A 22,705-nucleotide genomic window follows, 5' to 3' on the forward strand; every position below is an offset into this window, starting at 1 on the left:
AGGTGCCGCGCAATGCCTGACTGGATCATCGTGCTCCTGATCGCCACCGGCGCCGGCCTGAGCGTGCCGGCCGGCGCTTCGCTGGCGGCCGTCGAGAACTTCCGGCCCAACTGGCTCGAGGAGGAGCTGCGTCACTCCATCGTCGCCTTCGGCGGCGGCGCCCTGCTGGCGGCGGTTGCGCTGGTGCTGGTGCCCGACGGCATGGAGGAGCTGTCGCTGATCAGCGCCGCACTCTGGTTCTCGCTCGGCGGAGCGGCCTTTCTGCTGCTCGACCGCGGGCTCGCGCGGCGCCGCACCTCGGCGAGCCAGTTCGTGGCCATGCTCGCCGACTTTCTGCCCGAGGCCCTGGCGCTGGGCGCCGTGTTCGCCATCGACCGCAGCACCGCACCCTTGCTGGCGGTGCTGATCGCGCTCCAGAACGTGCCCGAAGCGTTCAACGCCTACCGCGAGATTCGCGACAGCACGGCCACCTCGCAGGCAGCCGTGCTGGTCACCTTCTCGGCCATTGCGCTGCTCGGCCCGGCCGCCGCGCTGGCCGGGTTCTTTCTGCTCGCCGATCAGCAGGCGATCGTCGCGGCGATCATGTTGTTCGCCTCCGGCGGCATCCTCTACCTGATCTTCCAGGACATCGCGCCCCAGGCGCGGCTCGAGCGCCACTGGGCGCCGCCGCTGGGCGCCGTGGCCGGCTTTCTGATGGGCATGATCGGGCACGGGCTGACCGGCTAAAGCACAGTACCGGCGGTTCCAGAGCGCGTTTGAAATCGACCAGGCGTGTGCGGCATTCTATAAGTAGGGGTATTGATTCACAGTGGAGGCAGAGTAGTGGCTTTGCGTGTTTTTTGGTTTTTTGTACTGTTGCTTGCGCCGTATTTGGTTCTTGCGGGTGAGCCGGCTTGCGAGAGCGATACGCGCAGCGACGACGAGCGCCTGACCGAGCTGATGGCCATCTCCAGTGCGTACGATTATTCCGAAGGCGAGACCGGCGGTCTCGCCGAACAGCTGGCCGCTGGCTTCCGCGCGCTGTGGTGCGACAAGGCCTACGGTTCAGACCTGACGCAGGCGAGCGACGGCGAAGTCTCGATTCGGCTGCGGGCCGTCCGGAACGTGTCATTCTATGCTCGTCCAGACTGGATACTCGAGCGACTTCGAGCGGCCGTGGATGAGGCCTATTCGCGTGAGCTGGCCGATGCCGGGGAATTGGCTCGGCTGCTCAGGGCTTATCAGGCGGCGGGTCGCTACGAGGCGGCGCGTGAAATCAGAGCGCAGTATCCGGATGTCGAGCTGCCGGACGTGCCCGAACGGGTCGCCCCGTCCGAAAAGCGCCCCGATAGCGGGCTGAAGATCTGGCGGGTGGAGAACGAGGCCAACCGGCTGCGCGGCGAGTGGCTGACGCTTGAAGAACCGAAGCTCCTGGTCGTCACAAGCCCCGGCTGCAGCTTTTCTCGGGCGGCGGCTCAGGAGCTGCCGGCCGACGAGACGCTGGGCGCTTTGATTCGCTCGCGCTCCGTCTGGGTGGCAGGTCCATCCATGGATGGTACTTTTCATTCCCTCGCGCACTGGAATGACCACTATCCGAATGTGCCCACCGTGCTGGCTGACGATCCGGCCGGCTGGCCGGTTGCCGAATTCGGCTCGACGCCCCAGTTTCATTTCGTGCGCGACGGCGAGATCGTCCACACGCTGGTCGGGTGGCAGGGTGGACCCGAGGGGTTCAACGCGATCGCCGAGGGATTCGATCAGCTTGGCCTGCTCGACGCTTCACAGTTGCCCGATGACGTCTTCGCTTACACCGACAAGCCTTCTTACATACGCGGCTGCCCCGAGCGTGACGAGGCGCGCGAGCGCATCCGGGCGAACGCCACCATCAACACGCGCGAAGACCTTGATCGTCACCTGACAGAACTAGCGGCCGGCGCCGGCTCGCCGCTTACGATGCTTTCGACCGAGGGCCGCAAGCGCTTTGTCGCCAGCATGTATTTTGCGGAAGACGGGGCTCTCATGGGCTTCCGGCACGACGAACTGGAAGCGCAGCTCGAACCGCGCGAGATCTACGAGCTGACGGCGATGTTCGGGCGCCAGTACGCCTACGCAGGCCGGCTCTTCGATGCCGATGCGCTCAGCGAGGAGGAGCAGACCCTGAACGCCATGCTGAACTGCCAGCTTTGATTTCCCGGGCCGGCAGCGATCTCGTTTGCTCGCGCCCTTGATTCTTCACCGATGCGCATGCATTACTGTCATACAGCACTCTCGACAGGAGGCATGAATGACCATCAGCAACAAGCACATCGCGATTCTCGCCGAAGACGACTATCAGGAACTGGAGCTGCATTATCCGCGGCTGCGCCTGATCGAGGCCGGCGCGAAGGTTTCGGTGCTCGGTGCCGGCAAGGATGAATACCACAGCGGCAAGGGCTATCCGGTCAGGGTCGATGCCGACGCATCAAGGGTCAAGGCCGATGATTTTGATGCCGTGGTAATTCCCGGCGGCATGGCGCCGGATCGAATGCGCCGGCATCGCAGCATGGTCGATCTGGTACGCGCCGCGAACGCGGCCGGCAAGCCGGTGGCCTGGATCTGCCACGGCGGCTGGATGGCTGTTTCGGCCGACATCATCCGCGGCAAACGGGCTACTTCGTTTGCCTCGATTCGCGACGATATGGTCAACGCCGGCGCTGACTGGGTCGACGAAGAAGTCGTCGTCGATGGCAATCTGATCAGCAGCCGCGTCCCCGATGACCTGCCGGCCTTCTGCAAGGCGATCCTCTCCGCCCTGGACTAAGGAAACTGACGGAGAGCGTAGCGAGCGAGTGTCTGACGGTGTTCGCCGGAACGCAGAAGCCGGAGTGTACAGATCGATACATGAGCATTTCGAGTACCGCAGGACGCCGTCAGACACTCGTGCAGCAGCTCTCCGGCAGTTTCCTAGCGCTTGCGGCAGCGGTAGATGATGAACCGCTGTTCACCGTCGCGCAGCGGGCCATCGGCGACGATGGTGTCGCCATTGAGTTCCCGGGCGCTGTTGCGCGCCAGGTCTGCCAGTTCCCCAGCCACTTTGTCCGCGCTGCGTTCGACGCCGGCCACCCGGCTGCGCACGGAAGTGGTGGTCACGCCCAGGCGTTCGCAGTTGCTGGCTCTGGAGCTTTCAACCAGGCGCACGCTATCGGCGCCCGGGTCAAGCTCCACCCAGCTGCAGCCAAAGGTCAGCATCAGAACCGAGCCGCAGACAAGCAGTGCATGTTTCATTCTGGAAGGCCTTCTGTGTCGGGGAGGGTCATGGGAGCATCACGATAGGTGCACTGCAGTGCAAGCGTCAACCCGGTCAGCGGCGAAGCCCGGCCCGCCGCGCGGCGGGCCGGGCTTCGCCGCAGAACGGCTGCCCGAGCGGTCAGAAGCGATAGTCGATGCCGACCATGCCGGTGCGCGGCTTGTTGGGGCGAGCACCGTGGGGCAGGCGCGAGATGATGACCTGTTCATCGAGCACGTTGTCGACCTTGACGAAGGCGGTCACGCTTTCATTGATGGCGTAGCGCGAGATCCAGTCGACCACGAGCAGGGACTCGGTGCGAGCGAAGGGGTCACCGGTTCGATTGCAGCCGACCTGGACGCAGGTCTCGTCCATGTACTTGGCGACAAAGTGGTTGTCCCATCCGGAGGCATGCTCGAAGCCAAGGCGCAGGCTGAAGATGTTTTCGGGAATATCGGCCAGCTTGTCGCCATCGGAGACGCCGGAGACCACGTTGTCGGCGCTGATCTTTGCGCTGCTGTAGGTGTAGTTGAAGCTCAGCGGGATGGTCAGGCCACCGCTGCGCCATTCGTTGCCAAGCTGGAACTCGACGCCCTTGACCACGGCCTCGCCGGTCACGAAGCTGCCGCTGGTGGCACCATTGCTGCAGGGGCTTGCGTTGGAGCAGACCTCTGCCTGGTTTTCGAAGTCGCTGTAAAAGCCGACCAGCTCCACAAACAGGTTGTTGCGGAAGTGGCGCCAGCCGAGCTCGTAGTTGAGACTGGTTTCCGGCTCGTCGGTTTCTTTGGCGCCGCCGCCCAGCGGTGCAAAGCCACGGTGTACACCGGCAAGCAGCTGATTCTGCTCGCTGAAGTCCCAGGTCAGCGAGGCACCCGGCAGCCACTCGCGGGCGCTGCTTTGACGTCGTGCCGGCAGGTCGGAGCGATCCGGCGTGTCGAATTGTCGTCGATAGGTTTCCGCATCTTCGTATCGCAGCGCCAGATCAAGCCGGAAGTCGGGTGTGAGCTGCCACTGATCGAGCGCCCAGAAGGCCTGGGCGTCGGCGCCTTCAAGACGGTTGTTGCCGCCGGTGGGGGAGATTCGATCCTGTAGAACCAGCTGACCGTTGATCTGGTCGTATACTTCTGCGGGCTGGAAACGGTCCATGCGGTCGCTGTGGTCACGTGCGCCGATGAGCAGGCGATGATCGGCCAGCCGGGCGTCGACTTCCAGCTCCAGTCCGTAAGACTCGTACTCGCGGCTGTTGTGCTTGTAGGTCAGATCCTGGGCATCGATTTCACCATGAAGTACGCCCAGAGCGTGGTCGTCGCCGGCATTGGCGGCATCGACGAGAGCGCCGAAGCTGCCCTTGAACCAGTCGCGCGCGAATTCGTTGTGGTAGGCGAGTGCCGACAACGTCAGCTGATCGCTCAGGTCGAAGTCCCAGGTCAGCGAAAAGCCCTGGTGGTCATTATTCATCTGATCCGGCTCCGACAGGCCGGACCGCCGGTTGGGGTTACGTTCGAAATCGGCGTCGGTCAGGCCGGTATAGGTTTCGTTCGAGGTCTCCTCGGAGTATTGGGCCTTGGCGAGCAGGCTGTGGCGCCCGCCGGTCCAGCCGAACTTGAGCATGTAGCTCTGGATGTCGAAACCGGTGTCGCGGCTGCTGCGATCAATGTCCTTGAAGCCCTCGCTGCTGCGATAGACGGTATCGACCAGCCAGCCAAAACCGCCTTCGCGCCCGCCCAGCCAGGCGTGCGTGTTGTGCTCGCTGTTCTCTCCCAGAGTGGTCAGAATGCGACCGCTGGTGTCGGTGGGAATCGGTGTGCTGACCAGGTTGATCACCCCACCGGTCGTCTGCGGGCCGTATCTGAGCAGCGGTGCGCCCTTGAGCACTTCGACGGCGTGCATCTGGAAGGCCTGGGGGAAATAATAGGCCGCCGGGTTCGAGTAGGGCGCCGGTGCGATCAGTACCCCGTCTTCGAGTAGCGTGAGCTTGCTCGAGCGGCCGCCGGCGGCGGCACGAATGCCGATATTGGGCCGCAGGCCCTGTCCGTCTTCCTCGCGAATATAGACGCCTGGCACCGTCTTGAGCAGCTGATTGACGTCGGTCTGCGCTTCGATTTGCAGCTGCTGTGGATCGATGACGGCGCTGGTTCCGGCCGTCTGGCGGGCGTCTTCGCGGCTGCCGACCACGCGTACCCGGTCGGGCAGCATGAGTGCGAGCGGCGCGCTTTCATCGGCCGGGCGCACTTGAGCCTGTGATTGGGGGGGCTCGTTGGGATCCCGGGCGTACCCGGGGGCGGCAATGCTCAGGGCCAGGCCGGTGAGCAGAAGGGGTCTGATCACGAAGTTGCTCCTTTCTTGGTCGAGGTTTCAGGGTGGATTTGAGTAGCGCGGCGCAATTCTAAATGAAAATGATTTGCATAAGCAACCGCGTTTGTTTCCGCCTGGCGGCTGGCGGAGTCGGAGCTGAAATCTCGTTAAAGCATTACTGTTGTCAAAAAAGAGCGCAGGGCCATGAATCAGGCCATCGGAGGCGGATTGAACGGGCTCACCTATCATCAGGGTTGGGCGAATCTGACCAACTCGGATGCCGCTGAGATCGTCGCGTTCTGGCGCCGGGAGAAGGCGCTTCCCGGTGGCCAGGACCCGCGCCGGCGCGTCAGTCAGGTGGTGATGTTCGCGCGCGATGGCGAGGGCAGGATCGCGGCGGTGGGCACGGCCGTACCGCAGTGGCCCGATCAACTGGGGCAGCCGGTTTATTACTATCGAAGCTACGTTGCGCCGCAGTGGCGACATACCCGACTCGTCTACAACCTGCTTCGCAAGAGCGTACGCTTGTTGGAGGAGGATGCCCGCAGGCACGACTGGCCCTGCATCGGCGTGTTGCTGGAGCTGGAAAACAAGCGCTTCGGCGAGACCGGCCGGATGCCGGTGTGGCCACGGATCGAGTTCGTCTATATCGGGCGCAGCCCGCGCGGTCTGGAATGTCGCGTCCACTGGTTCCGGCGCGCGAAGCTGAAAGACCCCGAAGAGAAGGCGACGGGTTACTAACCCGGCATCAAAGCAGGTTGCATTCAGCCGCTTCAGGGCGCGGTGGGTTGTGCTTGCACAACTTCCTTGAGCGCTTCGTCCGGCAGGGCATAGCTCAGGGCCAGATGCTTGTCGTTGCCGCCGAGCACCTCGGGGAAGCGCATGCCGCCGAGAACCGAGACCGCGAAGACTTCCTGCACCGCATCCTCGAACTTCAGAAGGCCGACCGTCTGCCCCGAGCGGATATCGACGACCCACACGCCGCAGTTGCGTTCGCTGAGTCGCTCAGTGAGTGCAATGCCGGAAAACACGGCCGATTCGCGCACCTGTGACAGACCGACGAAGGCATAGGGTCCGAGAAAGTCGAGCCCGCGGGTGAAGCCCGGCAGCTCGGCCACGGTTTCGAGCTGGCCGTTGGCCGGGTCGACCGTGGCCAGGGTGCCGTTGCCTGACTCGAGTACCCAGAGCTTGTCCTGATACCAGCGCGGCGAGTGCGGCATCGACAGGCCGCGGCAGATAATCTCGTCGGATTCGATATCGATCAGCACGCCGCCGCCGGCCTTGTTTTCGCGCCATCCGCCGGCGATGTCGGAGGTGCCCAGGGCGGTGACATACTTCGGCCGGCCGTCGACAACCTCCAGGCCGTTGAGATGGCAGCGGTCCTCCGGGGCGTAGCCGGAGATGAATTTCGGCCGCCACCGCGGCACGAAGCTGTGCTCGTTGTCGAGCGTGCACAGGCAGGAAAAGCGGGTGTTGACCAGCCACAGCTCGTCGCCGGCCCAGGCCATCTCGTGGATGTCGATATTGCCGGTGATGTGGCCGTGCCGGGGCAGAAAGGCGGCATCGTGGCGTCCCTGCGGCTCGAGTTTGCGGGCCACCTCCGGCATGTTCCGGTAGTACTCCACCGACAACGCCGTGCCCAGCGCCATGCGTCCGCCGTCGTGGGCCAGGCCCATCGGGCGGTTGTAGACGCGAAAGTGGGTGTTGAGCTTGCCTTCGTTCTCGCGCACGATCACCAATTTGCCGGCCTGATAGGTGCTCACGAGCAATGAGCTTGCAGCCTGCTGCAGCAGTTTCGGCAGGCTGGCCGTGTGCACGCTGCGCAGGGGCGAGTGCTCCGGGTCGTTGACGTTGGCGCCGGCCGGGTGGTCGGCACCGGCGTGGGCCGTTCCGGGCGCGGGCGATTGAGCGGCTCGTGCCGGTGGCTGTGGCGTACGGCTGGGCGCGCCGATGGCGGGCTCCGGTTGCGGGTGCGCAGCGCCGGGGACGTCTTGCGCGCCTGCCAGCGGATCGTTTTCAGGCTGCTGCAGGTCGGCTGGCGGTGCCGGGGGCAGTGGTGCTGTCGCCTCGTCTGGTTTCCCGGCCTTCATTCCGGGCGGAACGACAACGACCGGCTTGCCCTCAGCGTCACGCAGTGCCCCGACCACCACCGTCTGATACAGCGCCTGGGCCACGTCCAGGCCGTTGGGCAGGCGCCAGTTACCGGCGAACATGCCTGCTTGAGCAACGAGCTGCTCCATCGCCTGTCGGTAAGCCGGATCGCCGGCGTCGTCGTCGCCGTGGCGCGCGTGGATGCCCTGCCACTGGTTCAGGTACTGCTCCAGGGCCGCCTCCAGCTTGGGCAGATGGGCTGCATTCGGCGGAACAAGCGGTCTGAGCTCGGCCATGATGTCTTCGATCAGGCTTTCCATTTCCCACGGCGACATCACGCGGTTGACGCGCACGGTCTCGGTATCGAGCGCTACGGTCGTGGATTTGAGGTTGATCTGACGCGGACTCATGCCTGCTTCCCGGGCGGCATCCAGCGGGCGATCGGCAGACTTCATCGTTGACCGGAAGGTACCCGAGCCGACGGTATCGACCGCCAGATAGATCAGCCCGGCATCTTCAGCGGCGGTGTAGTCGTAGCCTCGCCAGCCATCCATCAACCAGGCCTGGCCGTTCGGGATGGTCGCCGAACTGTTGCCGCAGCGCCATTCGGCGCCGTCGCCTCCGGAAATGACCATGAACACGCGACAGCGGCGGTGCCAGTAGGCGCCGGCATCAACCGTTCGCTCGGCCGATTGCGATGGCTCCACCCGAACCAGGAGCGCACGCCCCACGATGGTGTCCAGCGCCCCGAGCATGGTCTTCAGTGACGGCAGCTTTTCGAGCCAGGCGGTGGACTGCATGCTGCCCTCCAGGCGACCGGCGTCGTCGCCGCCGTCGGCGGTGACGAGCGGAAGCACGTGATGACCGGCAAGCCCGCGCGGATGGGCCTGCCAGGCGTCGGTAGGCGCCACGGCGTCGATCTCCGCGCGGACGGTTGCCGCATCGAAGCGATAGGGCAGGCGAATGAAAGGAGAGTCGAGTTGCATGAGCAGTATCCCGCGGTCCGGTCAGTTGGGCGTGTTCCTCAGAACTGTTGATAACGCAGATCGTCGGCCAATCGTGCCACGGAATGCAACGCGGTGACTGCGCCGCTCGGGCCAGCCAACGGCCGATGACTGCGCTCAGCGTTGTTCGGACCGCGATCGTTGTCCACGCTGCCAGAGCATCCAGACCGCCAGCGCGAAAAGCGAGAGGAACAGAGGCCCGCCCGGCGCCGGGCCGGCGCGGGTTTCAGCAACCATCACCACAACACAGCCCAGGCCGCTGAGGACGGACACGATCAGCGGGTGCCCGTTGAGGCTCCCCCGCCGCCGGCGGAAGGCGAGCAGAAAAACCAGGGGTGCCGCGGCTGCCAGGGCGGCGCCGGCCGTGGCAGTCCAGCTGCCGTCCGACCAGGCGGGCACGAATGCGCCGGCCAGCAGCGCGGCCAGGATCGGCGTGGCGATCGACGTCGGAATGGCCACCACGACAGCCCAGCGGTTCAACTGTCGGTCGCACGGCGGCGGAACCAGACGGCCCCGGCCAGCAGCGCCAGCGCAATGCCGATGCCGATCCACATGTCCGGGCGCAGCAGGTAATCCAGGCTGTTGGAAAAGCTCATGAACAAGTCTTCGCTGAACTCGACATCCGCCAGGTCAGCAGTGTCGCCGCCGGACTCCACGCGCCAGCTGATGTTGGTTGGCAGAATGCCACTGCCCAGGCGCTTGAGGAGGATCAGGCCGACATTGATCCCGGGCAGGCTGAAGCTCGACAGCAGGCTCCAGGCGTGTTGCAGCAGTGCGAGCACGGCGGGTACGGCCACGGCCACGAGAATCGGCACCCGCGGAGCCCAGGACGAGCAGAATGCCAGCCAGGCGTAAATCGGCAGAAGCCACAACCCCTGAATCAGAAGGCCAAGCGCCATCACGAGCCACAGCTTCGGCAGGCTGGCCGGCAGCCAGAAAGTGGTCAACGGGTTGATGCCGGCCATCAGGCCGAAGCCGGTGGCAATCAGCAGCACGATGAGCTGGGTGATGATGACCACGATCAGGTAGATCGCCGGCGCGAGCAGGCAGGCGGTCAGCACTTTCGAGGCCACCGTCATCGTGTCGGAGACGGGCAGCGATTTCCAGAACAGGATCGAGCGATCCTTGCGCTCATCGTAGAGGCAGCTGGAAAGGTAGAACAGCAGCACCAGCAGCAGCACCTGGAAGAACAGCGCCGAGACCGTGAACAGGGCGCCGGTGACAAACAGCTGCCGCTGCTCGGCCGGCACGCCGGCAAACTGCCGGATGGCGTCCAGCGTGAAAGCCATTTCGTTGTCGAAACGCGAACCGAGGATGAGCCCGAAGACAATGAAGAACAGGGTCAGGCCCAGGATCGAGATCGGCGCCCATTTGAACGCGCCCGGGCTTTCCCAGAGCTCGCGCCGCATCAGCGCCCACAGGGTGGAAATTTGCCGTGTGCTCATGCTGCTTCTCCCGCGCTGTGGCCGTGGTTGTACTCCTCGCCCATCAGAGCCACGAACAGGTCGGCAATGCTGGGGCGGTGCAGTTCTCCGATCGCACTCAGACGCTCGGGATCGGCGCCGTCAAAGAGAAAGATGTGTCGCCCGAACAGCACGCGCTCGTGAATCGGGCTCATGGCGCGAGCTGCCTCGACATGCTCCGGCTTGGCCATGACTTCGCAATAGCGTTCGTGCACCGCGTCCATGGTGGCGTTGACCACCAGCTTGCCGTCCTTGATGAACAACAGGTCGGTCAGGATGTGTTCGACCTCCTCGACCTGGTGCGTCGTGATCAGAATGGTTCGCTGCTCGTTGAAGTACTCGTTGAGCAGGTTGGAATAGAAGCGCTTGCGGAACAGGATATCCAGGCCCAGGGTGGGCTCGTCGAGTACCAGCAGCTTGGCGTCGATGGCCATGACCAGCGCCAGGTGCAGCTGTACCACCATGCCTTTTGACAAGGCCTTGACCTTGCTGTCGAGCCTGACCCGGGTGTTGTTGAGATAGTGCATGCAACGCTCGCGGGAGAACCGCGGATGCAGGCGCTCGCTCATTTCGATGACCTGCCACACGCGCGCCCAGCGTGGCAGCACGGCCACGTCGGCGATAAAGCAGACCTCTTCCATCAAGCGGGCACGGTCCTTGTCGGGTCGGCGGCCCAGAACCTGCAGGTCGCCCTCGAAGCGCGTCAGTCCGAGGATGGCTTTCAATGCCGTGGTCTTGCCGGCGCCGTTGGGCCCGATCAGGCCAACGATCCGGCCGGCGGGAATGGCCAGGTCAATACCGTCAACCGCCCGGTTGCTGCCGTAGTGGCGTTTGAGATTGCGCGCGTGAATGCTAAGGGTCATGAGTCGCTCTCCTTGGTTTGGCGGGCGGCCAGCAGATCTTCAATCGACAGCCCCAGGGTTTCGATGCGACGGGCCAGGCGCGGCCACTCTTCGTTGAGAAAGCGGTTGCGCTCGCTCTCGAGCAGTTGGCTGCGCGCGCCCTCGCGCACGAACAGGCCCACCCCGCGACGCTTGTCGACCAGCTCGTCGTCGACCAGCGACTGATAGGCTTTCGAAACCGTCAGCGGGTTGATCTGGAAGTCCACTGCCACCTGGCGTACCGACGGCAGCGGTTCGCCCTCAGGCAGGGTGCCGTCGATGATGGCGGCCACGGTTTTTTCCCGCAGCTGCCAGTAGATGGGCTGGTTGTCGTCCCAGCTGGGGGCCATCACCAGCGCATCAAACCGGAGAACCAGGGCAGCAGCCGCAGCCGCCCGCTGCGCCTTGTGCTGCTGCCGGCCTCGTGCTGGCGAATTGCCTCCGCGCTGCTGTCGATGGTTTCGATTCGTTCCATGTGGCTGCCGTGCTCGGCCTGCAGTTGCCCATCGGGATCGGAGCGGTCGGCAGTAAAGGACAGGATCAGGCATACTGCCGCGGCGGTCAGCGCCAGGCGGTGGGGTATGACGAGTCGGTGGCGTTTTGCAATCGGCAACATGGTCAGCTCCTTATGGCCGTCGTGTTGGTGTATTAGTCTAGTAAAACACCATTACGGAGTCAAGGCCTTTTAATCGGGGCAAGCTGCACCGAGCCCGCCTGACCGATCTGATAGACTTCGCGACGGAACTGGTCCGCTTCGCGCGGGTCACAAGCTCATTCAGGATTTCCATTCCCCTATCCAAGGAGTTCCAACCCATGAAAATCGCCCGAATTCTGGCCGGCTCCGTGCTGGCCGCGAGTATTTCGACCGCGGCTGTGGCCGAAGACGGCTCACTCGAGACGCCTGAAGAACGCCTCAGCTACACCATTGGCATGGATATCGGCGGATCCCTGGCCGAACAGGACATGGATCTTGATCTGGACCTGCTCATTGAAGCCCTGCGGGCCAGCTACAGCGGTGAAGAAACCCGCATGACCAGCGAAGAAGCCCTGGCCGAGCGCGAGGCGTTCATGCAGCGCCGTCAGCAGCAGATGGAAGCGCAGCGCGAGGAAGAGGCTGCCAGCAACCGTGAAGAAGGCGAGGCCTTTCTCGCGGAAAATGCCCAGCGCGATGAGGTCATGGTGACCGACTCGGGTCTGCAGTACCGCGTGATCGAAGAAGGCGAGGGTACCAGCCCGGCAGCCGAGGATCGCGTGACCGTCCACTACACCGGAACACTGATCGACGGCACCAAGTTCGACAGCTCCCGCGATCGGGGCGAGCCTGCCACCTTTGCTCTCAATCAGGTGATTCCCGGCTGGACCGAAGGGCTTCAGCTGATGTCCGAGGGTGCCACCTACGAATTCTTCATCCCCTCGGATCTGGCCTATGGCGATCAGGGGCGACCCGGCCCGATCGGCCCCAACTCCACCCTGATCTTCGAAGTCGAGCTGCTGGAAGTGGCCGACAGCGAGTCCGGAAACTGACCGGCAGCCTCGAGAATCGCCATGGGGACATTGCAGGACGCCCTGCTCAAGGCAGGGCTGGCTGACGAAAAACAGGTCGAGAAGAGCCGCCGGCGCCGGGGCAAGCCCGGTGCCGCCGAGGCCGGGGCGGGCAAGACCCGCGGCCGCGGCGGTTCCGGCAGGAAAAAGAAAAAGCGTACCGCGGGCAGGAAAGATGCCGGGCGCTCTGACCTGGCGCGGGCCTACGACGCCCGTCGCAAGGCCGAGGCACAGGAAAAAGAGGCCGCCAGGCAGCGTCGCGTTGCCGAGCAGGAAGCGCGCCGTCGCCGCAACCTCCAGCTGGATTCCATCATCAAGGGCAACACCCTCAATCGCAAGGATGCGGAGGTGCCGCGTTATTTCGAGCACATCGGCCGCATCCGGCGCGTGCTGTGCACGCCCGAGCAGCGCGAGCAGCTCAACCGCGGCGACATCGGGGTGGTCAACCTGCGCGGATCCTATCTGCTGGTCGCGCTCGATACCCTGGAAAAGTACCGCGAGGTTGCCCCGGATCTGGTGCCCGACCTGGAAGGCCGCGACGAGCCCGAGGATGACGGCAGCCACTATCCGCCCGTGCCGGATGATCTGATCTGGTAGTGTCCGGCACCCGGTGGATGCCGGTATCGCGAAGGGCAGCACGCAGCGCGACCAGCATACGGAGAAGGCAGGAAGGATCGGGCCGCTGATGCGGCCCGATCAAGTCTGCGGCGCTACGCCTCTGGTGGCGCTGCGCGAAACCTGCGCGCGGCCGGTACCATTGGCGCCCGGCCCGGCGTGATCAGTAATCCAGGTTTGGTCGCAGGTACTTCTCCGCCTCGGCCACGCTGAGGTCGTTGCGCCGGGCGTAGTCTTCCACCTGATCCTTGCCTAGATTGCCCACCACGAAGTATTTGCTTTCGGGGTGCCCGAAGTAATAGCCGCTGACGGCGGCCATCGGTTTCATGGCAAAGCCGTCGGTCAGCTCCATGCCGATCTTGTTGGTCACATCCAGCATCTCGAACAGCTTCTGTTTTTCGCTGTGGTCGGGGCAGGCCGGGTAACCGGGAGCTGGTCGGATGCCGCGGTATTTCTCGCGGATCAGCTCCTCGTTGTCCAGCGCCTCGTCGGCGGCGTAACCCCAGATTTCGCGGCGCACCTTGACGTGCAGCGCCTCGGCCAGCGCTTCGGCGAGGCGATCTGCCATTGACTGCAGAAGAATCCGACTGTAGTCGTCGGTTTCCGGGAACTGCTCGAGGGCTTCCTCCAGGCCGATGCCCGTGGTGACTGCAAACAGGCCGACCCAGTCCTCGATACCGCTGTCGGCGTCGGCCACGAAGTCCGACAGACACAGGTTGGCCGAAGGTTTGTCGGCCTGCTGGCGCAGCATGACCATGCGCTCGGCGATCTCGCTGCGTGACTCGTCGGTATAGAACAGCACGTCGTCACCATCACGCGCGGCCGGCCACAGTTGGCAAATGGCGCGCGCCGTGAGCCAGTTGTTGTCGATGATGCGCTGAAGCATGTCCTTGCCGTCGCGAAACAGGCTGCGCGCGGCCTCGCCGGCATCCTCGTCCTCGAGGATATCGGGGTAGCGGCCCTTGATTTCCCAGGTCTGGAAGAAGGGGGTCCAGTCGATGTATTCGACCAGGTCGGCAATGGGCCAGTCCTCGTAAACATGCACGCCCGGCTGTTTCGGCTTTTCGGGTCGATGTTCACTCCAGTCCGGGCGGAAGGCGTTCTCGCGCGCCGCCTCGATGGAGATCAGCGGCTTGCGCCGGCGCTTCTTGGCGCTGCGCTCGCGGTATTCCTCGTAGTCGGCCAGAATCTCGGCGGCGTAGCCGTCGCGGTGTTGATTGCTGGCAAGCTTGCGCACGACATCCACCGAGCGTGACGCGTCCTTGACCCAGCACACCGGGCCCGGATAGGCCGGATCGATCTTGAGCGCGGTGTGTGCGCGTGAGGTCGTGGCGCCACCGATCAGCAGCGGCATCTCGAACTTCGCTTCATTCATGGCTTCGGCAACGCCGACCATTTCGTCGAGCGAGGGCGTGATCAGGCCGGAGACACCGATCATGTCGACCTCCTCCTTGCGCGCCTCCTCGAGAATCTTTTCGGCCGGTACCATCACGCCCAGGTCATGCACGTCGAAGCCGTTGCAGCCGAGCACCACGCCGACGATGTTCTTGCCGATGTCGTGCACGTCGCCCTTGACGGTGGCGAGCAGCACCTTGCCCTTCTTCTCGCGGCTGGTCTTTTCGGCTTCAAGATACGGCACCAGATAAGCCACCGCCTTTTTCATCACGCGCGCGGACTTGACCACCTGCGGCAGAAACATCTTGCCGGCACCGAACAGGTCGCCGACGTAGTTCATGCCGTCCATCAGTGGTCCTTCGATGACCTCCAGCGCCTTGTCGAACTGCTGGCGCGCTTCTTCGGTGTCCTCGACGACATATTTGTCGATTCCCTTGACCAGGCTGTAGCTCAGGCGCTCGGCCACCGGTTTGTCGCGCCAGGCTTCGTCCTGCTCTTCCTTCTTGCCTTCGCCCTTGTACTCTTCTGCTGCGTCGAGCAGGCGCTCGGTGGCGTCGGAGCGACGGTTGAGAACGACGTCTTCGACCAGCTCGCGCAGCTCCGGGTCGATGTCGTCATACACGGCCAGCTGACCGGCATTGACAATCCCCATGTCCATGCCCGCCCGGGTGGCGTGGTAGAGAAATACCGAGTGCATCGCCTCTCTGACCGGGTTGTTGCCGCGGAAGGAGAACGACATGTTCGATACGCCGCCGGAAATGTGGCAGTCGGGGAATCGTTTCTTGAGCTCTTTGGCCGCCTCGATGAACTCGACCGAATAGTTGTCATGTTCGGGAATACCGGTGGCTACCGGAAACACGTTGGGGTCGAAGATGATGTCTTCCGGTGGAAAGCCGGCTTCCTCGACCAGCAGGCGGTGGGCGCGGGACAGATAGGCGACCATGTCTTCGGCGTTATCGGCCTGGCCTTCTTCGTTGAAGGCCATGACGACGACCGCTGCGCCGTAGCGGCGAATCTTGCGCGCTTCTTCCAGGAAAGCTTCTTCGCCCTCACTGAGGCTGATCGAGTTGACGATGCCCTTGCCCTGCAGGCAGCGCAGGCCGGCTTCGATCACGCTCCATTTGGAGGAGTCGATCATCACCGGCACGCGGGAGATATCCGGCTCGCCGGCAATCATGTTGAGGAAGTGGGTCATCGCCTCCTCGGAATCGAGCAGGCCCTCATCCATGTTGACGTCAATGATCTGAGCGCCGTTTTCGACCTGCTGCAGGGCCACTTCGACCGCCTCTTCGTAGCGGTCTTCGGCAATCAGGCGCTTGAAGCGCGCCGAGCCGGTGACGTTGGTGCGCTCGCCGATGTTGATGAAGTTCAGTTCAGGTGTGATGACCAGCGGTTCGAGACCGCTCAGTCGCGTGTAACGCTTGTTGGATTCAGTGTTGCTCATGCCGCCTTCTTGGTCTGAATGGAACGGGGAGAGTGGCCTTCGATCGCCTGGCGAATTGCCGCCAGGTGCTCGGGCGTGGTGCCGCAGCAGCCGCCGATGATGTTGACCAGCCCTTCGCTGGCGAACGCTTCGATGGTTTCGGCCATCACCTCCGGTGATTGATCGTATTCGCCGAATTCGTTGGGCAGCCCGGCGTTGGGGTGAGCCGAGACCAGATGGTCGGCCACGCGCGCGAGCGACCGCATGTGCGGTTTGAGCTGCTCGGCCCCGAGCGCGCAATTGAAGCCCACCGAGAACGGCTCACCGTGCTCGATGGAGTAGTAGAAGGCTTCGGGTGTCTGCCCCGACAGGGTGCGGCCCGAAGCGTCGGTGATGGTGCCGGAGATCATCAGCGGCCAGCGCTCACCGCGGTGCTCGAACTCTTCGTAGACGCCGTAGATGGCCGCCTTGGCGTTGAGGGTGTCGAAGATGGTCTCGATCAGCAGCAGATCCGCGCCGCCGTCGAGCAGACCACGGGCTGATTCGCGGTAGGCTTCGGCCAGGGTGGCAAAATCGACGTTGCGAAAACCCGGGTCGCTGACGTCCGGCGAAATCGAGGCAGTGCGCGTCGTGGGCCCGATGACGCCGACGACAAAGCGCGGCTGGCCGGTCTTTTCGGCCGATGCGTCGCAGGCAGCGCGAGCCAGCTTTGCGGCTTCACGGTTGATCTCCTCGGAGAAGTCCGTCAGCGCATAGTCAGCCTGGCTGATGCGGTTGGCGTTGAACGTGTTGGTGCTGATCAGGTCACAGCCAACCTCAAGAAAGTCCTGATGGATCCGGCTGATGAGATCGGGCCGGGTCAGAACCAGCAGGTCATTGTTGCCCTTGAGGTCGTCGGCGTGGTCGGCAAAGCGCTCGCCGCGAAATGCCGCCTCGTCGAGTTTTTCGTTCTGGATCATGGTGCCCATCGCGCCGTCCAGAAGCAGAATGCGCTCTGCGACCGTGTCGTTGAGCGTGCTGACGCGATCGGGATCGTGCCATTTGAGTTGAGTCATGGTTTCTCCGCCAGAAAAGTGATGATTTCAAAGTTCGGGGTTTTGCGTTCGATCGAGGTGACCTCGCAAAACGTGCAGCGCAATCCCGCCGCGTCGAGCAGGCCGGACAGCTCGCTGGTGGTAAAGCCGTTGTTGACATGCCCAAAGCTCTTGACGTGGGCGCTGTGGCGATGCTTGTTCAGCGTTGCCCCGACCAGGCGTCCGCCAGGCTGCATGGTGCGCGCGGCTTCCGCCAGCGCCGCACCCGGCTGCTCGCTGTAGGTCAGGGCATGCATGAGCAAGGCCGTGTCGAAGGTTCTGTCATCGAACGGCAGGTTGTGCATGTCGCCGAGATGGATGTTTACATTGGGAAAAGGCTTGACCCGTTCGCGCCCGGCCGCGACGACCTTTTCGGAAACATCGATGCAGTCGATGGTCTTGGCATGCCCGGCCAGCAGCTCGCCCAGCACGCCGTCGCCGGAAGCGATATCGAGCACTCGGCCGAGCGACAGCAGCTGAACCAGGGCATGGGTCGTGGCTTCCCAGGTGCGCCCCGGTGAATAGTGTCGTTCCATGTCGCCGGCGGCCCAGTCGGGCCAGCTGCGCCCGGTCGCGCGCTCGGCCATGACCGCCGGTACTCGCTCGGCATCGGCCGCTACCACGGCGTCATCGAGCTGGTCGCGAAACAGGGCCCAGAGGCGATGCAGCTCCGGGTTGTCATCAGTATTGCTCAGGCGGTAGTAGACCGAGACGCCGTCGCGCCGATCAACCACCAGGCCCGCCTCGCGCAGGCGCGCCAGGTGCGTTGACACGCGCGGCTGGGCCAGGCGCGCGGTCTGCGCCAGCTCGGCAACCGTCAGTTCCTGAGTCTCGAGTAGCGCCAGCAGCCGCAGCCGGGTAGCGTCTCCCAGCAGGCTACAGTGCCTTCCGACACGGTCCAGATCGATGACTATATCCTTGTATCGCGATTGAAAGATATATCTAGGCTATCCGGATACTGCGCTGGATTCAAGCCGATTCGAGTCCGGGGCGGACTGCATGGGCCGGGCAGAACACCCTGTACACCCCCGCCGGTTCAGCCGTGCGAACCCGGGAAGGTCAGCCCAGCCACCGCCGCAGCAGGTTGTTGAAGCATTTGCTGAGGCGATCGTACTGATCGGTTTTGCCGCGCTGGTCGTACTCAGCGCTCATCGCGCGCTCGAGATCGAACAGGATTTCCCGCTCCCCGGCCGAGCGTACGCGGCTTTCGATCCAGCCGACGACGGCCAGGCGCTCGCCGCGAGTGACTTCGCTGACGCGGTGCAGGGTGCTGGCGGGATACAGCAGCAGGCTGCCGGCGGGCGGCTTCCAGGCGCGTTCGCCGCTGCTGTCTTCCATGATCAGCTCGCCGCCTTCGTAGCTGCCCGGCTCGTTCAGAAACAGGGTGAAACTCAGGTCAGAGCGCCCGCCCTGCATCAAGGCGTTGTCGACGTGGCTGCCGTAGGCCATGCCGGGCTCATAGCGGCTGAGCAGCAGCTTGACGAAGGTTTTCGGTCGGGCCGCCGACTGGATGAGCGGGTGGGCGCGCAGCCGGCGCTCGATGAATGCCAGCAGGCCGCGAACGGCGGTCGAATCCTCGGCCTGCAGGTTGTGTTTGACGGTCCGGGCCACGCGTCCGGCGGTAGTGGCGCCGGAAACGAACCTGGCTCGGGCGACGGTTTCGAGCGCCGCCTCGCGGTCGGTTGCGGTGAGGGCGTCGGCGATCTGAAGGATCATGTTCTCTCGGGTGGTCGGGGGAAGGCGATGATTCTGAAATAATTGGTATTGAAAATCAATCGCATCTGTGCGAGTCTCCGAGGTCTTTCCCGAACCAGCCCGGAGCAAGTCCAATGAACGAGCGCAGAAAACTCTGGATCGGCATGAGCGTCGCTCTGTTCGGTACCTCGGCCATGGCCACCGATCAGGCGCCGGTGCCTGACCCTGACATGACCCCCGGCATGGTGGCTCAAGCCAGCGCGCAGGGTGCCGGCGAAGGCGAGGGCGGTCAACTCTACGCCGGAGAAGGCGAGGGTGAAGGCGAAGGCGAGGGCGCCGCGCCCGTCGATATCAAGACCGACGACCCCGCCTACCTGACGCGGCTGGGTCTGATCCGCGGCCACCTGGCCGCCGGCTTCGCGCTGTACTCGCAGGGCCGGGCCGACATGGCCCGCACGCACATGAAGCATCCGCGCGACGAACTCTATGCCGGGCTTGTGCCCGCCATCGAGGCGCGCGGCGGCCAGCCATTCGACCAACAGTTGACCGCCCTGGCCACGGCCGTAGAGAACGATGCCGACGAGGCCGAGGTGGAAAGCGCCTACCAGGCCCTGGTCAAGGCCATCGGCCAGGCCGAAGGCGCCGCCGACACCACGCTGGCCGAAGCGCTCTACAGCGTCATGAGCCTGCTGCGCACCGCCGGCGAGGAATACGCCATGGGCGTCGAGGACGGTCGCCTGGTCAACGTTCACGAATACCAGGACGCCTGGGGATTCACGCAGGTTGCGAAGGCGCGCCTGGATGAGCTGCCGGACGATCAGCGCCGCCACGATCCCGAAGTAATCGAGCGAGTCGAGGCCATCATCGCCGATCTTGCCGACCTGTGGCCAAAGCTGGCCCCGGGCGAGACCGTCGATGGTGAGGCCAGCCGGCTCTACGGCGCCGCTGCTCGCGTGGAGCTTGCAGCGCTGGGGCTGAATCAGTAAAGCCAGAACCTTGTAACCACGGGAAACACGGAAATACACGGAAAAAGGATCTCGAAGATCCTTCGAAAGAATTTTCTCTCCGTGTCTTCCGTGGTTTCCCGGTCTTGAAGCCAAGAGCCAGATAGCCAAAGCCATCGGCCCCCGCTATCCGGCTGCGCAGGTTACGCGATTAGCCCCAGTCTCCGGTGCGTTCGCTCCACGGCACGGCGTTCGTTGCGATCGTTCCAGGCCTGGCCGACCGTCTTGCGCATCAGTCCGTCGATGCTGCGCAGCACCAGCAGGTTGTAGAGCATGCGCGCGAGGTTGCCGGGTGTTCGCGGAAAGGCTCGCAGCGACATCGAAAAGCCGATATCGCGGTATTCCACAAAGTGCCACCAGCCCGGCGGAATGTAGAGCGCGTCACCGTGTTCGAGCTCGGCGACCTGACCCGCGACCTGTTGCAGCGCCGGATATCTGTCGTAGTCGGGCCGGTCGACGCGGGCGTCGAACAGGGCGCTGAAGGAAAACGGCACGCGATAGAGGCAGGGTGTCTGTTCGGGCGAGAACAGCAACACCCGCTTGGGGCCGCCGAAGTGGCACAGCAGGATATCGGCCATATCAATATCGAAGTGGAGCTGTACCCGCGCTCCCTTCCCGCCCATGAACAGCACCGGCAGCTTTTTGAAGAACCTCAGCCCCAGCTGCGGATACTCGAAGTCTTCGGTCAGGTCGGGAATGGTGTTGAAGAAGTTGAAGAAGAACAGCCGCAGGTCGTTCTCACCGCTTTCCAGCAGCTCCACGTATTCGGCCAGCGGCATCCGCGCAGCCGGCGCGTGCTGGTGTTTGTGGCCGCGCGATGGTCGGCTGTCGTAGAGCGGCACCACCACCTTGCCGGCGCGTTCTTTCATGTGCGCGGCGGTCCACTTGCGGCGCGCCGGCCAGGATTCGGTCAGCCGTTTGACGATCAGCGGCCGCGCCGGTTTCTTGTACCCGCGCTGGAAGGTGGTGGCATCGACATGATCGACCTGCGGCACGGGTGTCAGGTCGACCATGATCAGAAGTTGTCCTTCCAGCGCCGCAGGGCGGCAAAGACCGCGACCGGGTCACTGCTGCAGCCGGGCTGATGTCGCTGAACCGTCTTGACCACGGTCGGTTCGCGCGTGCGCAGAAACGGATTGAAGCGACGCTCTGCGCCGATTCTCGAGGGCAGCGTGATGTCGCCGCTCTCGCGCAGCGCGGTCACTTCGCGGACGCGTGCCTGCAAATCTTCATTGTCGGGTTCGACGGCCAGCGCAAAGCGGCAGTTGGCCAGGGTGTATTCGTGGGCGCAAAGAACGCGCGTGTCGGCTGGCAGCGCTGCCAGTTTGTCGAGCGAGGCCAGCATCTGCTCGGGCGTGCCCTCGAACAGCCGGCCGCAGCCGGCCGAGCACAAAGCGTCGCCGCACAACACCATGCGATGGCCGAAATAGGCCAGGTGGATACTGGTGTGCCCGGGCACGCTCAGCACCTCGAACTGCGCCCCGGGCGCGTCGAGGTCAACGCGGTCGCCCTCCGCGAGCGGGTGATCGACCTGGGGAATACGCTGGTCTTCCGGACCGTAGACCGGCACCGCGTGTTCGCCGAGAATGCCGTCAATGCCGTCGGTGTGGTCCCAGTGGTGGTGGGTGATCAGCAGCGCAGTCAAGTCCAGGTTCTTGTCGCCCAGCCAGCGCAGCGGCCCCGCGGCTTCGCCGGGGTCGACGAGAAGGGCGTGGCGGCCATCATGCAGGGCCCAGATGTAGTTGCTTTCCAGGGCAGGTATGGCTTCGATCGACAGCGGCATCTTCGGCTCCGTCTGGTATCCTTGAACAGTGTCCAAGAAGCATTCTAACGTGGGCGCCATGCCGGCCGGGTTCGCCGCCCTGCAAGCCCTGGAGACCCGCCTGGTCGAAGCCGGTTTCGCGCAGCCGCGCCCGAACTGGATTCTGGAGGTCGCACCGACGGCGAGCGCCTCACCGCGCACCGGCCTGCGTCGTCGTCGCGTGCTGGTGGACGCGCATACCTGTTGCTGGCCGTTTCGTGCCCGGCTGGACTGCTGGCCGCTGGAAGACGACAGTGTGCCGGCGGTGCTGCTGCGCCACGTCTGGCAGCCGGCCATCTGCGGCGATCTGCTGGAAGAGGCCGCGAGAGTACTCAGGCCCGGCGGCGCGCTGGTTTCGGTTTCCGCCAACCCCTGGCACCGCCTGGCCTGGCGGGAGCTGGGGCGAACGGCGCTCAAGCTGCCGAGCTGGCCGCAGTTTCAGTGGATGCACGTCCGTTGCGATCTGCAGCTATCGATTTCGGCAAGCCTCCAGCTGCGCGGCCTGGTGCCGGGCCTGGTGCCGGTGCTGGTGGTGGTGGCGCGCAAACCCGCCGAGCCGGCCCACATCGAGCCGCTGCGTTTCAGCCGTGCGCAGATGAGCGGCGGTTCGGCCGTGCCCAGCCAGTGTCGCGCCGCATGAGCCGACCCGTGCATATCTGGACCGATGGCGCCTGCCTGGGCAACCCCGGCCCCGGCGGCTGGGGTGCGCTGCTGCGTTGGAATGGCCACGAACGTGAACTGTCCGGCGGCGAGCCGGCCACCACCAACAATCGCATGGAGCTGATGGCGGCCATCCAGGCGCTGGAGTCGCTCAAGCGACCGTGCACGGTCGTGTTGACCACCGATTCCCAGTACGTGCGCAAGGGAATAACCGAGTGGATGACCAACTGGAAGAAGAACGGCTGGAAGACGGCAGCCAGAAAGCCGGTGAAAAATGCCGAGCTGTGGCAGCGACTGGACAGCGCGCGCCAGCGCCATGAAGTTCAGTGGGACTGGGTCAAGGGCCACAGCGGGCACCCGGAAAACGAACGCGCCGACGAGCTGGCCAGCCGGGCCGCCAAGGCGGAGTGTGAAGTGTGAAGTGTGAAGTGTGAAGTGTGAAGATTGTTGCGAGGATGTTGTTGGTGTTGTTGGTTTTGATTCTTTACACTTCACACTGAACACTTCACGCTTTCCCCC

The 22,705-nt window shown here is 64.2% G+C and carries 21 protein-coding genes and 1 pseudogene; 9 read left to right on the plus strand and 13 right to left on the minus strand.

The window, feature by feature from the left end; all coding sequences use genetic code 11:
• The first annotated feature begins 12 nt into the window (after nucleotides 1-12).
• The 3 genes from ACEWQZ_RS13450 (at nucleotide 13) to ACEWQZ_RS13460 (ending at nucleotide 2,779) form a co-directional block, all read left to right on the plus strand.
• On the plus strand, nucleotides 13-726 hold the full coding sequence (locus ACEWQZ_RS13450) for a ZIP family metal transporter (protein WP_476483618.1): 714 nt from the start codon (nucleotides 13-15) through the stop codon (nucleotides 724-726).
• A 129-nt stretch (nucleotides 727-855) separates the two neighbouring features.
• A complete protein-coding gene (locus ACEWQZ_RS13455) occupies nucleotides 856-2,166 on the plus strand; it encodes a hypothetical protein (RefSeq protein ID WP_476483619.1) in 1,311 nt (436 codons plus the stop codon).
• Nucleotides 2,167-2,263: 97 nt separating this feature from the next.
• Nucleotides 2,264-2,779, plus strand: a complete 516-nt coding sequence (locus tag ACEWQZ_RS13460) for a type 1 glutamine amidotransferase domain-containing protein (RefSeq protein ID WP_476483620.1) — start codon at nucleotides 2,264-2,266, stop codon at nucleotides 2,777-2,779.
• 143 nt (nucleotides 2,780-2,922) lie between these two features.
• On the opposite strand, the gene ACEWQZ_RS13465 is transcribed toward ACEWQZ_RS13460, so the two are convergent.
• On the minus strand, nucleotides 2,923-3,243 hold the full coding sequence (locus ACEWQZ_RS13465; RefSeq protein WP_476483621.1) for a DUF4156 domain-containing protein: 321 nt from the start codon (nucleotides 3,241-3,243) through the stop codon (nucleotides 2,923-2,925).
• Between the two features lie 142 nt (nucleotides 3,244-3,385).
• Nucleotides 3,386-5,572, minus strand: coding sequence for a TonB-dependent receptor family protein (locus ACEWQZ_RS13470; protein ID WP_476483622.1), 2,187 nt, complete (start codon nucleotides 5,570-5,572; stop codon nucleotides 3,386-3,388).
• A 171-nt stretch (nucleotides 5,573-5,743) separates the two neighbouring features.
• Between ACEWQZ_RS13470 and ACEWQZ_RS13475 the strand changes: the two genes are divergently transcribed.
• A complete protein-coding gene (locus tag ACEWQZ_RS13475; RefSeq protein WP_476483623.1) occupies nucleotides 5,744-6,280 on the plus strand; it encodes a hypothetical protein in 537 nt (178 codons plus the stop codon).
• Nucleotides 6,281-6,312: 32 nt separating this feature from the next.
• Here ACEWQZ_RS13475 and ACEWQZ_RS13480 read toward each other — a convergent pair whose 3' ends face one another.
• The 6 genes from ACEWQZ_RS13480 to ACEWQZ_RS13505 all read right to left on the minus strand — a co-directional run bounded on the left by ACEWQZ_RS13480 (nucleotide 6,313) and on the right by ACEWQZ_RS13505 (nucleotide 11,594).
• Nucleotides 6,313-8,616: a TIGR03032 family protein gene (locus tag ACEWQZ_RS13480; RefSeq protein WP_476483624.1), complete on the minus strand. Its 2,304-nt coding sequence runs from the start codon at nucleotides 8,614-8,616 to the stop codon at nucleotides 6,313-6,315.
• 135 nt (nucleotides 8,617-8,751) lie between these two features.
• Nucleotides 8,752-9,114, minus strand: a complete 363-nt coding sequence (locus ACEWQZ_RS13485; RefSeq protein ID WP_476483625.1) for a hypothetical protein — start codon at nucleotides 9,112-9,114, stop codon at nucleotides 8,752-8,754.
• The gene (locus ACEWQZ_RS13490) at nucleotides 9,111-10,079 is read right to left on the minus strand and encodes a hypothetical protein (protein ID WP_476483626.1); all 969 of its coding nucleotides are present in this window, start codon (nucleotides 10,077-10,079) and stop codon (nucleotides 9,111-9,113) included. Before ACEWQZ_RS13490 ends, ACEWQZ_RS13485 begins: the two co-directional genes overlap by 4 nt.
• Entirely contained in the window at nucleotides 10,076-10,960 is an 885-nt protein-coding gene (locus ACEWQZ_RS13495) for an ABC transporter ATP-binding protein (protein WP_476483627.1), read from the minus strand. Before ACEWQZ_RS13495 ends, ACEWQZ_RS13490 begins: the two co-directional genes overlap by 4 nt.
• A complete protein-coding gene (locus ACEWQZ_RS13500) occupies nucleotides 10,957-11,328 on the minus strand; it encodes a GntR family transcriptional regulator (RefSeq protein WP_476483628.1) in 372 nt (123 codons plus the stop codon). The genes ACEWQZ_RS13495 and ACEWQZ_RS13500 overlap by 4 nt, the downstream gene beginning before the upstream one ends.
• Complete coding sequence (locus tag ACEWQZ_RS13505) at nucleotides 11,328-11,594, minus strand: hypothetical protein (protein WP_476483629.1); 267 nt, start codon at nucleotides 11,592-11,594, stop codon at nucleotides 11,328-11,330. The genes ACEWQZ_RS13500 and ACEWQZ_RS13505 overlap by 1 nt, the downstream gene beginning before the upstream one ends.
• A 197-nt stretch (nucleotides 11,595-11,791) precedes the next feature.
• On the opposite strand from ACEWQZ_RS13505, the gene ACEWQZ_RS13510 reads away from it, so the two are divergent.
• Together ACEWQZ_RS13510 and ACEWQZ_RS13515 are read left to right on the plus strand one after the other, a co-directional pair.
• Nucleotides 11,792-12,502 carry an FKBP-type peptidyl-prolyl cis-trans isomerase gene (locus tag ACEWQZ_RS13510; protein ID WP_476483630.1) on the plus strand — a complete coding sequence of 237 codons (711 nt, stop codon included), beginning with the start codon at nucleotides 11,792-11,794 and terminating at the stop codon, nucleotides 12,500-12,502.
• Between the two features lie 21 nt (nucleotides 12,503-12,523).
• Nucleotides 12,524-13,117, plus strand: coding sequence for a DUF2058 domain-containing protein (locus ACEWQZ_RS13515; RefSeq protein ID WP_476483631.1), 594 nt, complete (start codon nucleotides 12,524-12,526; stop codon nucleotides 13,115-13,117).
• Nucleotides 13,118-13,298: 181 nt separating this feature from the next.
• Here ACEWQZ_RS13515 and metH read toward each other — a convergent pair.
• From metH to ACEWQZ_RS13530, 3 genes and pseudogenes are all read right to left on the minus strand, one after another.
• Nucleotides 13,299-17,008 (minus strand): annotated as a pseudogene (gene metH, locus ACEWQZ_RS13520) (methionine synthase).
• The gene (locus ACEWQZ_RS13525; protein ID WP_476483660.1) at nucleotides 17,005-17,964 is read right to left on the minus strand and encodes an ArsR/SmtB family transcription factor; all 960 of its coding nucleotides are present in this window, start codon (nucleotides 17,962-17,964) and stop codon (nucleotides 17,005-17,007) included. The pseudogene metH and the gene ACEWQZ_RS13525 overlap by 4 nt, the downstream one beginning before the upstream one ends.
• Nucleotides 17,965-18,085: 121 nt before the next feature.
• A complete protein-coding gene (locus ACEWQZ_RS13530; RefSeq protein WP_476483632.1) occupies nucleotides 18,086-18,742 on the minus strand; it encodes a Fe2+-dependent dioxygenase in 657 nt (218 codons plus the stop codon).
• A 113-nt stretch (nucleotides 18,743-18,855) separates the two neighbouring features.
• On the opposite strand from ACEWQZ_RS13530, the gene ACEWQZ_RS13535 reads away from it, so the two are divergent.
• On the plus strand, nucleotides 18,856-19,707 hold the full coding sequence (locus tag ACEWQZ_RS13535) for a hypothetical protein (RefSeq protein ID WP_476483633.1): 852 nt from the start codon (nucleotides 18,856-18,858) through the stop codon (nucleotides 19,705-19,707).
• A 161-nt stretch (nucleotides 19,708-19,868) separates the two neighbouring features.
• Here the strand turns inward: ACEWQZ_RS13535 and ACEWQZ_RS13540 are convergent, their stop codons facing one another.
• On the minus strand, nucleotides 19,869-20,738 hold the full coding sequence (locus ACEWQZ_RS13540) for a cupin-like domain-containing protein (RefSeq protein ID WP_476483634.1): 870 nt from the start codon (nucleotides 20,736-20,738) through the stop codon (nucleotides 19,869-19,871).
• 2 nt (nucleotides 20,739-20,740) lie between these two features.
• Nucleotides 20,741-21,508 carry a hydroxyacylglutathione hydrolase gene (gloB, locus tag ACEWQZ_RS13545; protein WP_476483635.1) on the minus strand — a complete coding sequence of 256 codons (768 nt, stop codon included), beginning with the start codon at nucleotides 21,506-21,508 and terminating at the stop codon, nucleotides 20,741-20,743.
• Nucleotides 21,509-21,557: 49 nt separating this feature from the next.
• On the opposite strand from gloB, the gene ACEWQZ_RS13550 reads away from it, so the two are divergent.
• Nucleotides 21,558-22,166, plus strand: coding sequence for a class I SAM-dependent methyltransferase (locus ACEWQZ_RS13550; protein ID WP_476483636.1), 609 nt, complete (start codon nucleotides 21,558-21,560; stop codon nucleotides 22,164-22,166).
• Complete coding sequence (rnhA, locus tag ACEWQZ_RS13555; protein WP_476483637.1) at nucleotides 22,163-22,606, plus strand: ribonuclease HI; 444 nt, start codon at nucleotides 22,163-22,165, stop codon at nucleotides 22,604-22,606. The genes ACEWQZ_RS13550 and rnhA overlap by 4 nt, the downstream gene beginning before the upstream one ends.
• The last annotated feature ends 99 nt before the right edge of the window (nucleotides 22,607-22,705 follow it).

This window comes from Wenzhouxiangella sp. YN1 (assembly GCF_056324145.1).

What these genes read in the sequence shown, in the direction of transcription:
- rnhA (WP_476483637.1), top strand. Translation starts at nt 22,163, where the DNA reads ATGAGCCGACCCGTGCATATCTGGACCGATGGCGCCTGCCTGGGCAAC.
- ACEWQZ_RS13495 (WP_476483627.1), bottom strand. Translation starts at nt 10,960, where the DNA reads ATGACCCTTAGCATTCACGCGCGCAATCTCAAACGCCACTACGGCAGC.
- ACEWQZ_RS13475 (WP_476483623.1), top strand. Translation starts at nt 5,744, where the DNA reads ATGAATCAGGCCATCGGAGGCGGATTGAACGGGCTCACCTATCATCAG.
- ACEWQZ_RS13460 (WP_476483620.1), top strand. Translation starts at nt 2,264, where the DNA reads ATGACCATCAGCAACAAGCACATCGCGATTCTCGCCGAAGACGACTAT.
- ACEWQZ_RS13450 (WP_476483618.1), top strand. Translation starts at nt 13, where the DNA reads ATGCCTGACTGGATCATCGTGCTCCTGATCGCCACCGGCGCCGGCCTG.
- ACEWQZ_RS13510 (WP_476483630.1), top strand. Translation starts at nt 11,792, where the DNA reads ATGAAAATCGCCCGAATTCTGGCCGGCTCCGTGCTGGCCGCGAGTATT.
- ACEWQZ_RS13535 (WP_476483633.1), top strand. Translation starts at nt 18,856, where the DNA reads ATGAACGAGCGCAGAAAACTCTGGATCGGCATGAGCGTCGCTCTGTTC.
- ACEWQZ_RS13490 (WP_476483626.1), bottom strand. Translation starts at nt 10,079, where the DNA reads ATGAGCACACGGCAAATTTCCACCCTGTGGGCGCTGATGCGGCGCGAG.
- ACEWQZ_RS13540 (WP_476483634.1), bottom strand. Translation starts at nt 20,738, where the DNA reads ATGGTCGACCTGACACCCGTGCCGCAGGTCGATCATGTCGATGCCACC.
- gloB (WP_476483635.1), bottom strand. Translation starts at nt 21,508, where the DNA reads ATGCCGCTGTCGATCGAAGCCATACCTGCCCTGGAAAGCAACTACATC.
- ACEWQZ_RS13465 (WP_476483621.1), bottom strand. Translation starts at nt 3,243, where the DNA reads ATGAAACATGCACTGCTTGTCTGCGGCTCGGTTCTGATGCTGACCTTT.
- ACEWQZ_RS13500 (WP_476483628.1), bottom strand. Translation starts at nt 11,328, where the DNA reads ATGGCCCCCAGCTGGGACGACAACCAGCCCATCTACTGGCAGCTGCGG.
- ACEWQZ_RS13480 (WP_476483624.1), bottom strand. Translation starts at nt 8,616, where the DNA reads ATGCAACTCGACTCTCCTTTCATTCGCCTGCCCTATCGCTTCGATGCG.
- ACEWQZ_RS13515 (WP_476483631.1), top strand. Translation starts at nt 12,524, where the DNA reads ATGGGGACATTGCAGGACGCCCTGCTCAAGGCAGGGCTGGCTGACGAA.
- ACEWQZ_RS13505 (WP_476483629.1), bottom strand. Translation starts at nt 11,594, where the DNA reads ATGTTGCCGATTGCAAAACGCCACCGACTCGTCATACCCCACCGCCTG.
- ACEWQZ_RS13530 (WP_476483632.1), bottom strand. Translation starts at nt 18,742, where the DNA reads ATGATCCTTCAGATCGCCGACGCCCTCACCGCAACCGACCGCGAGGCG.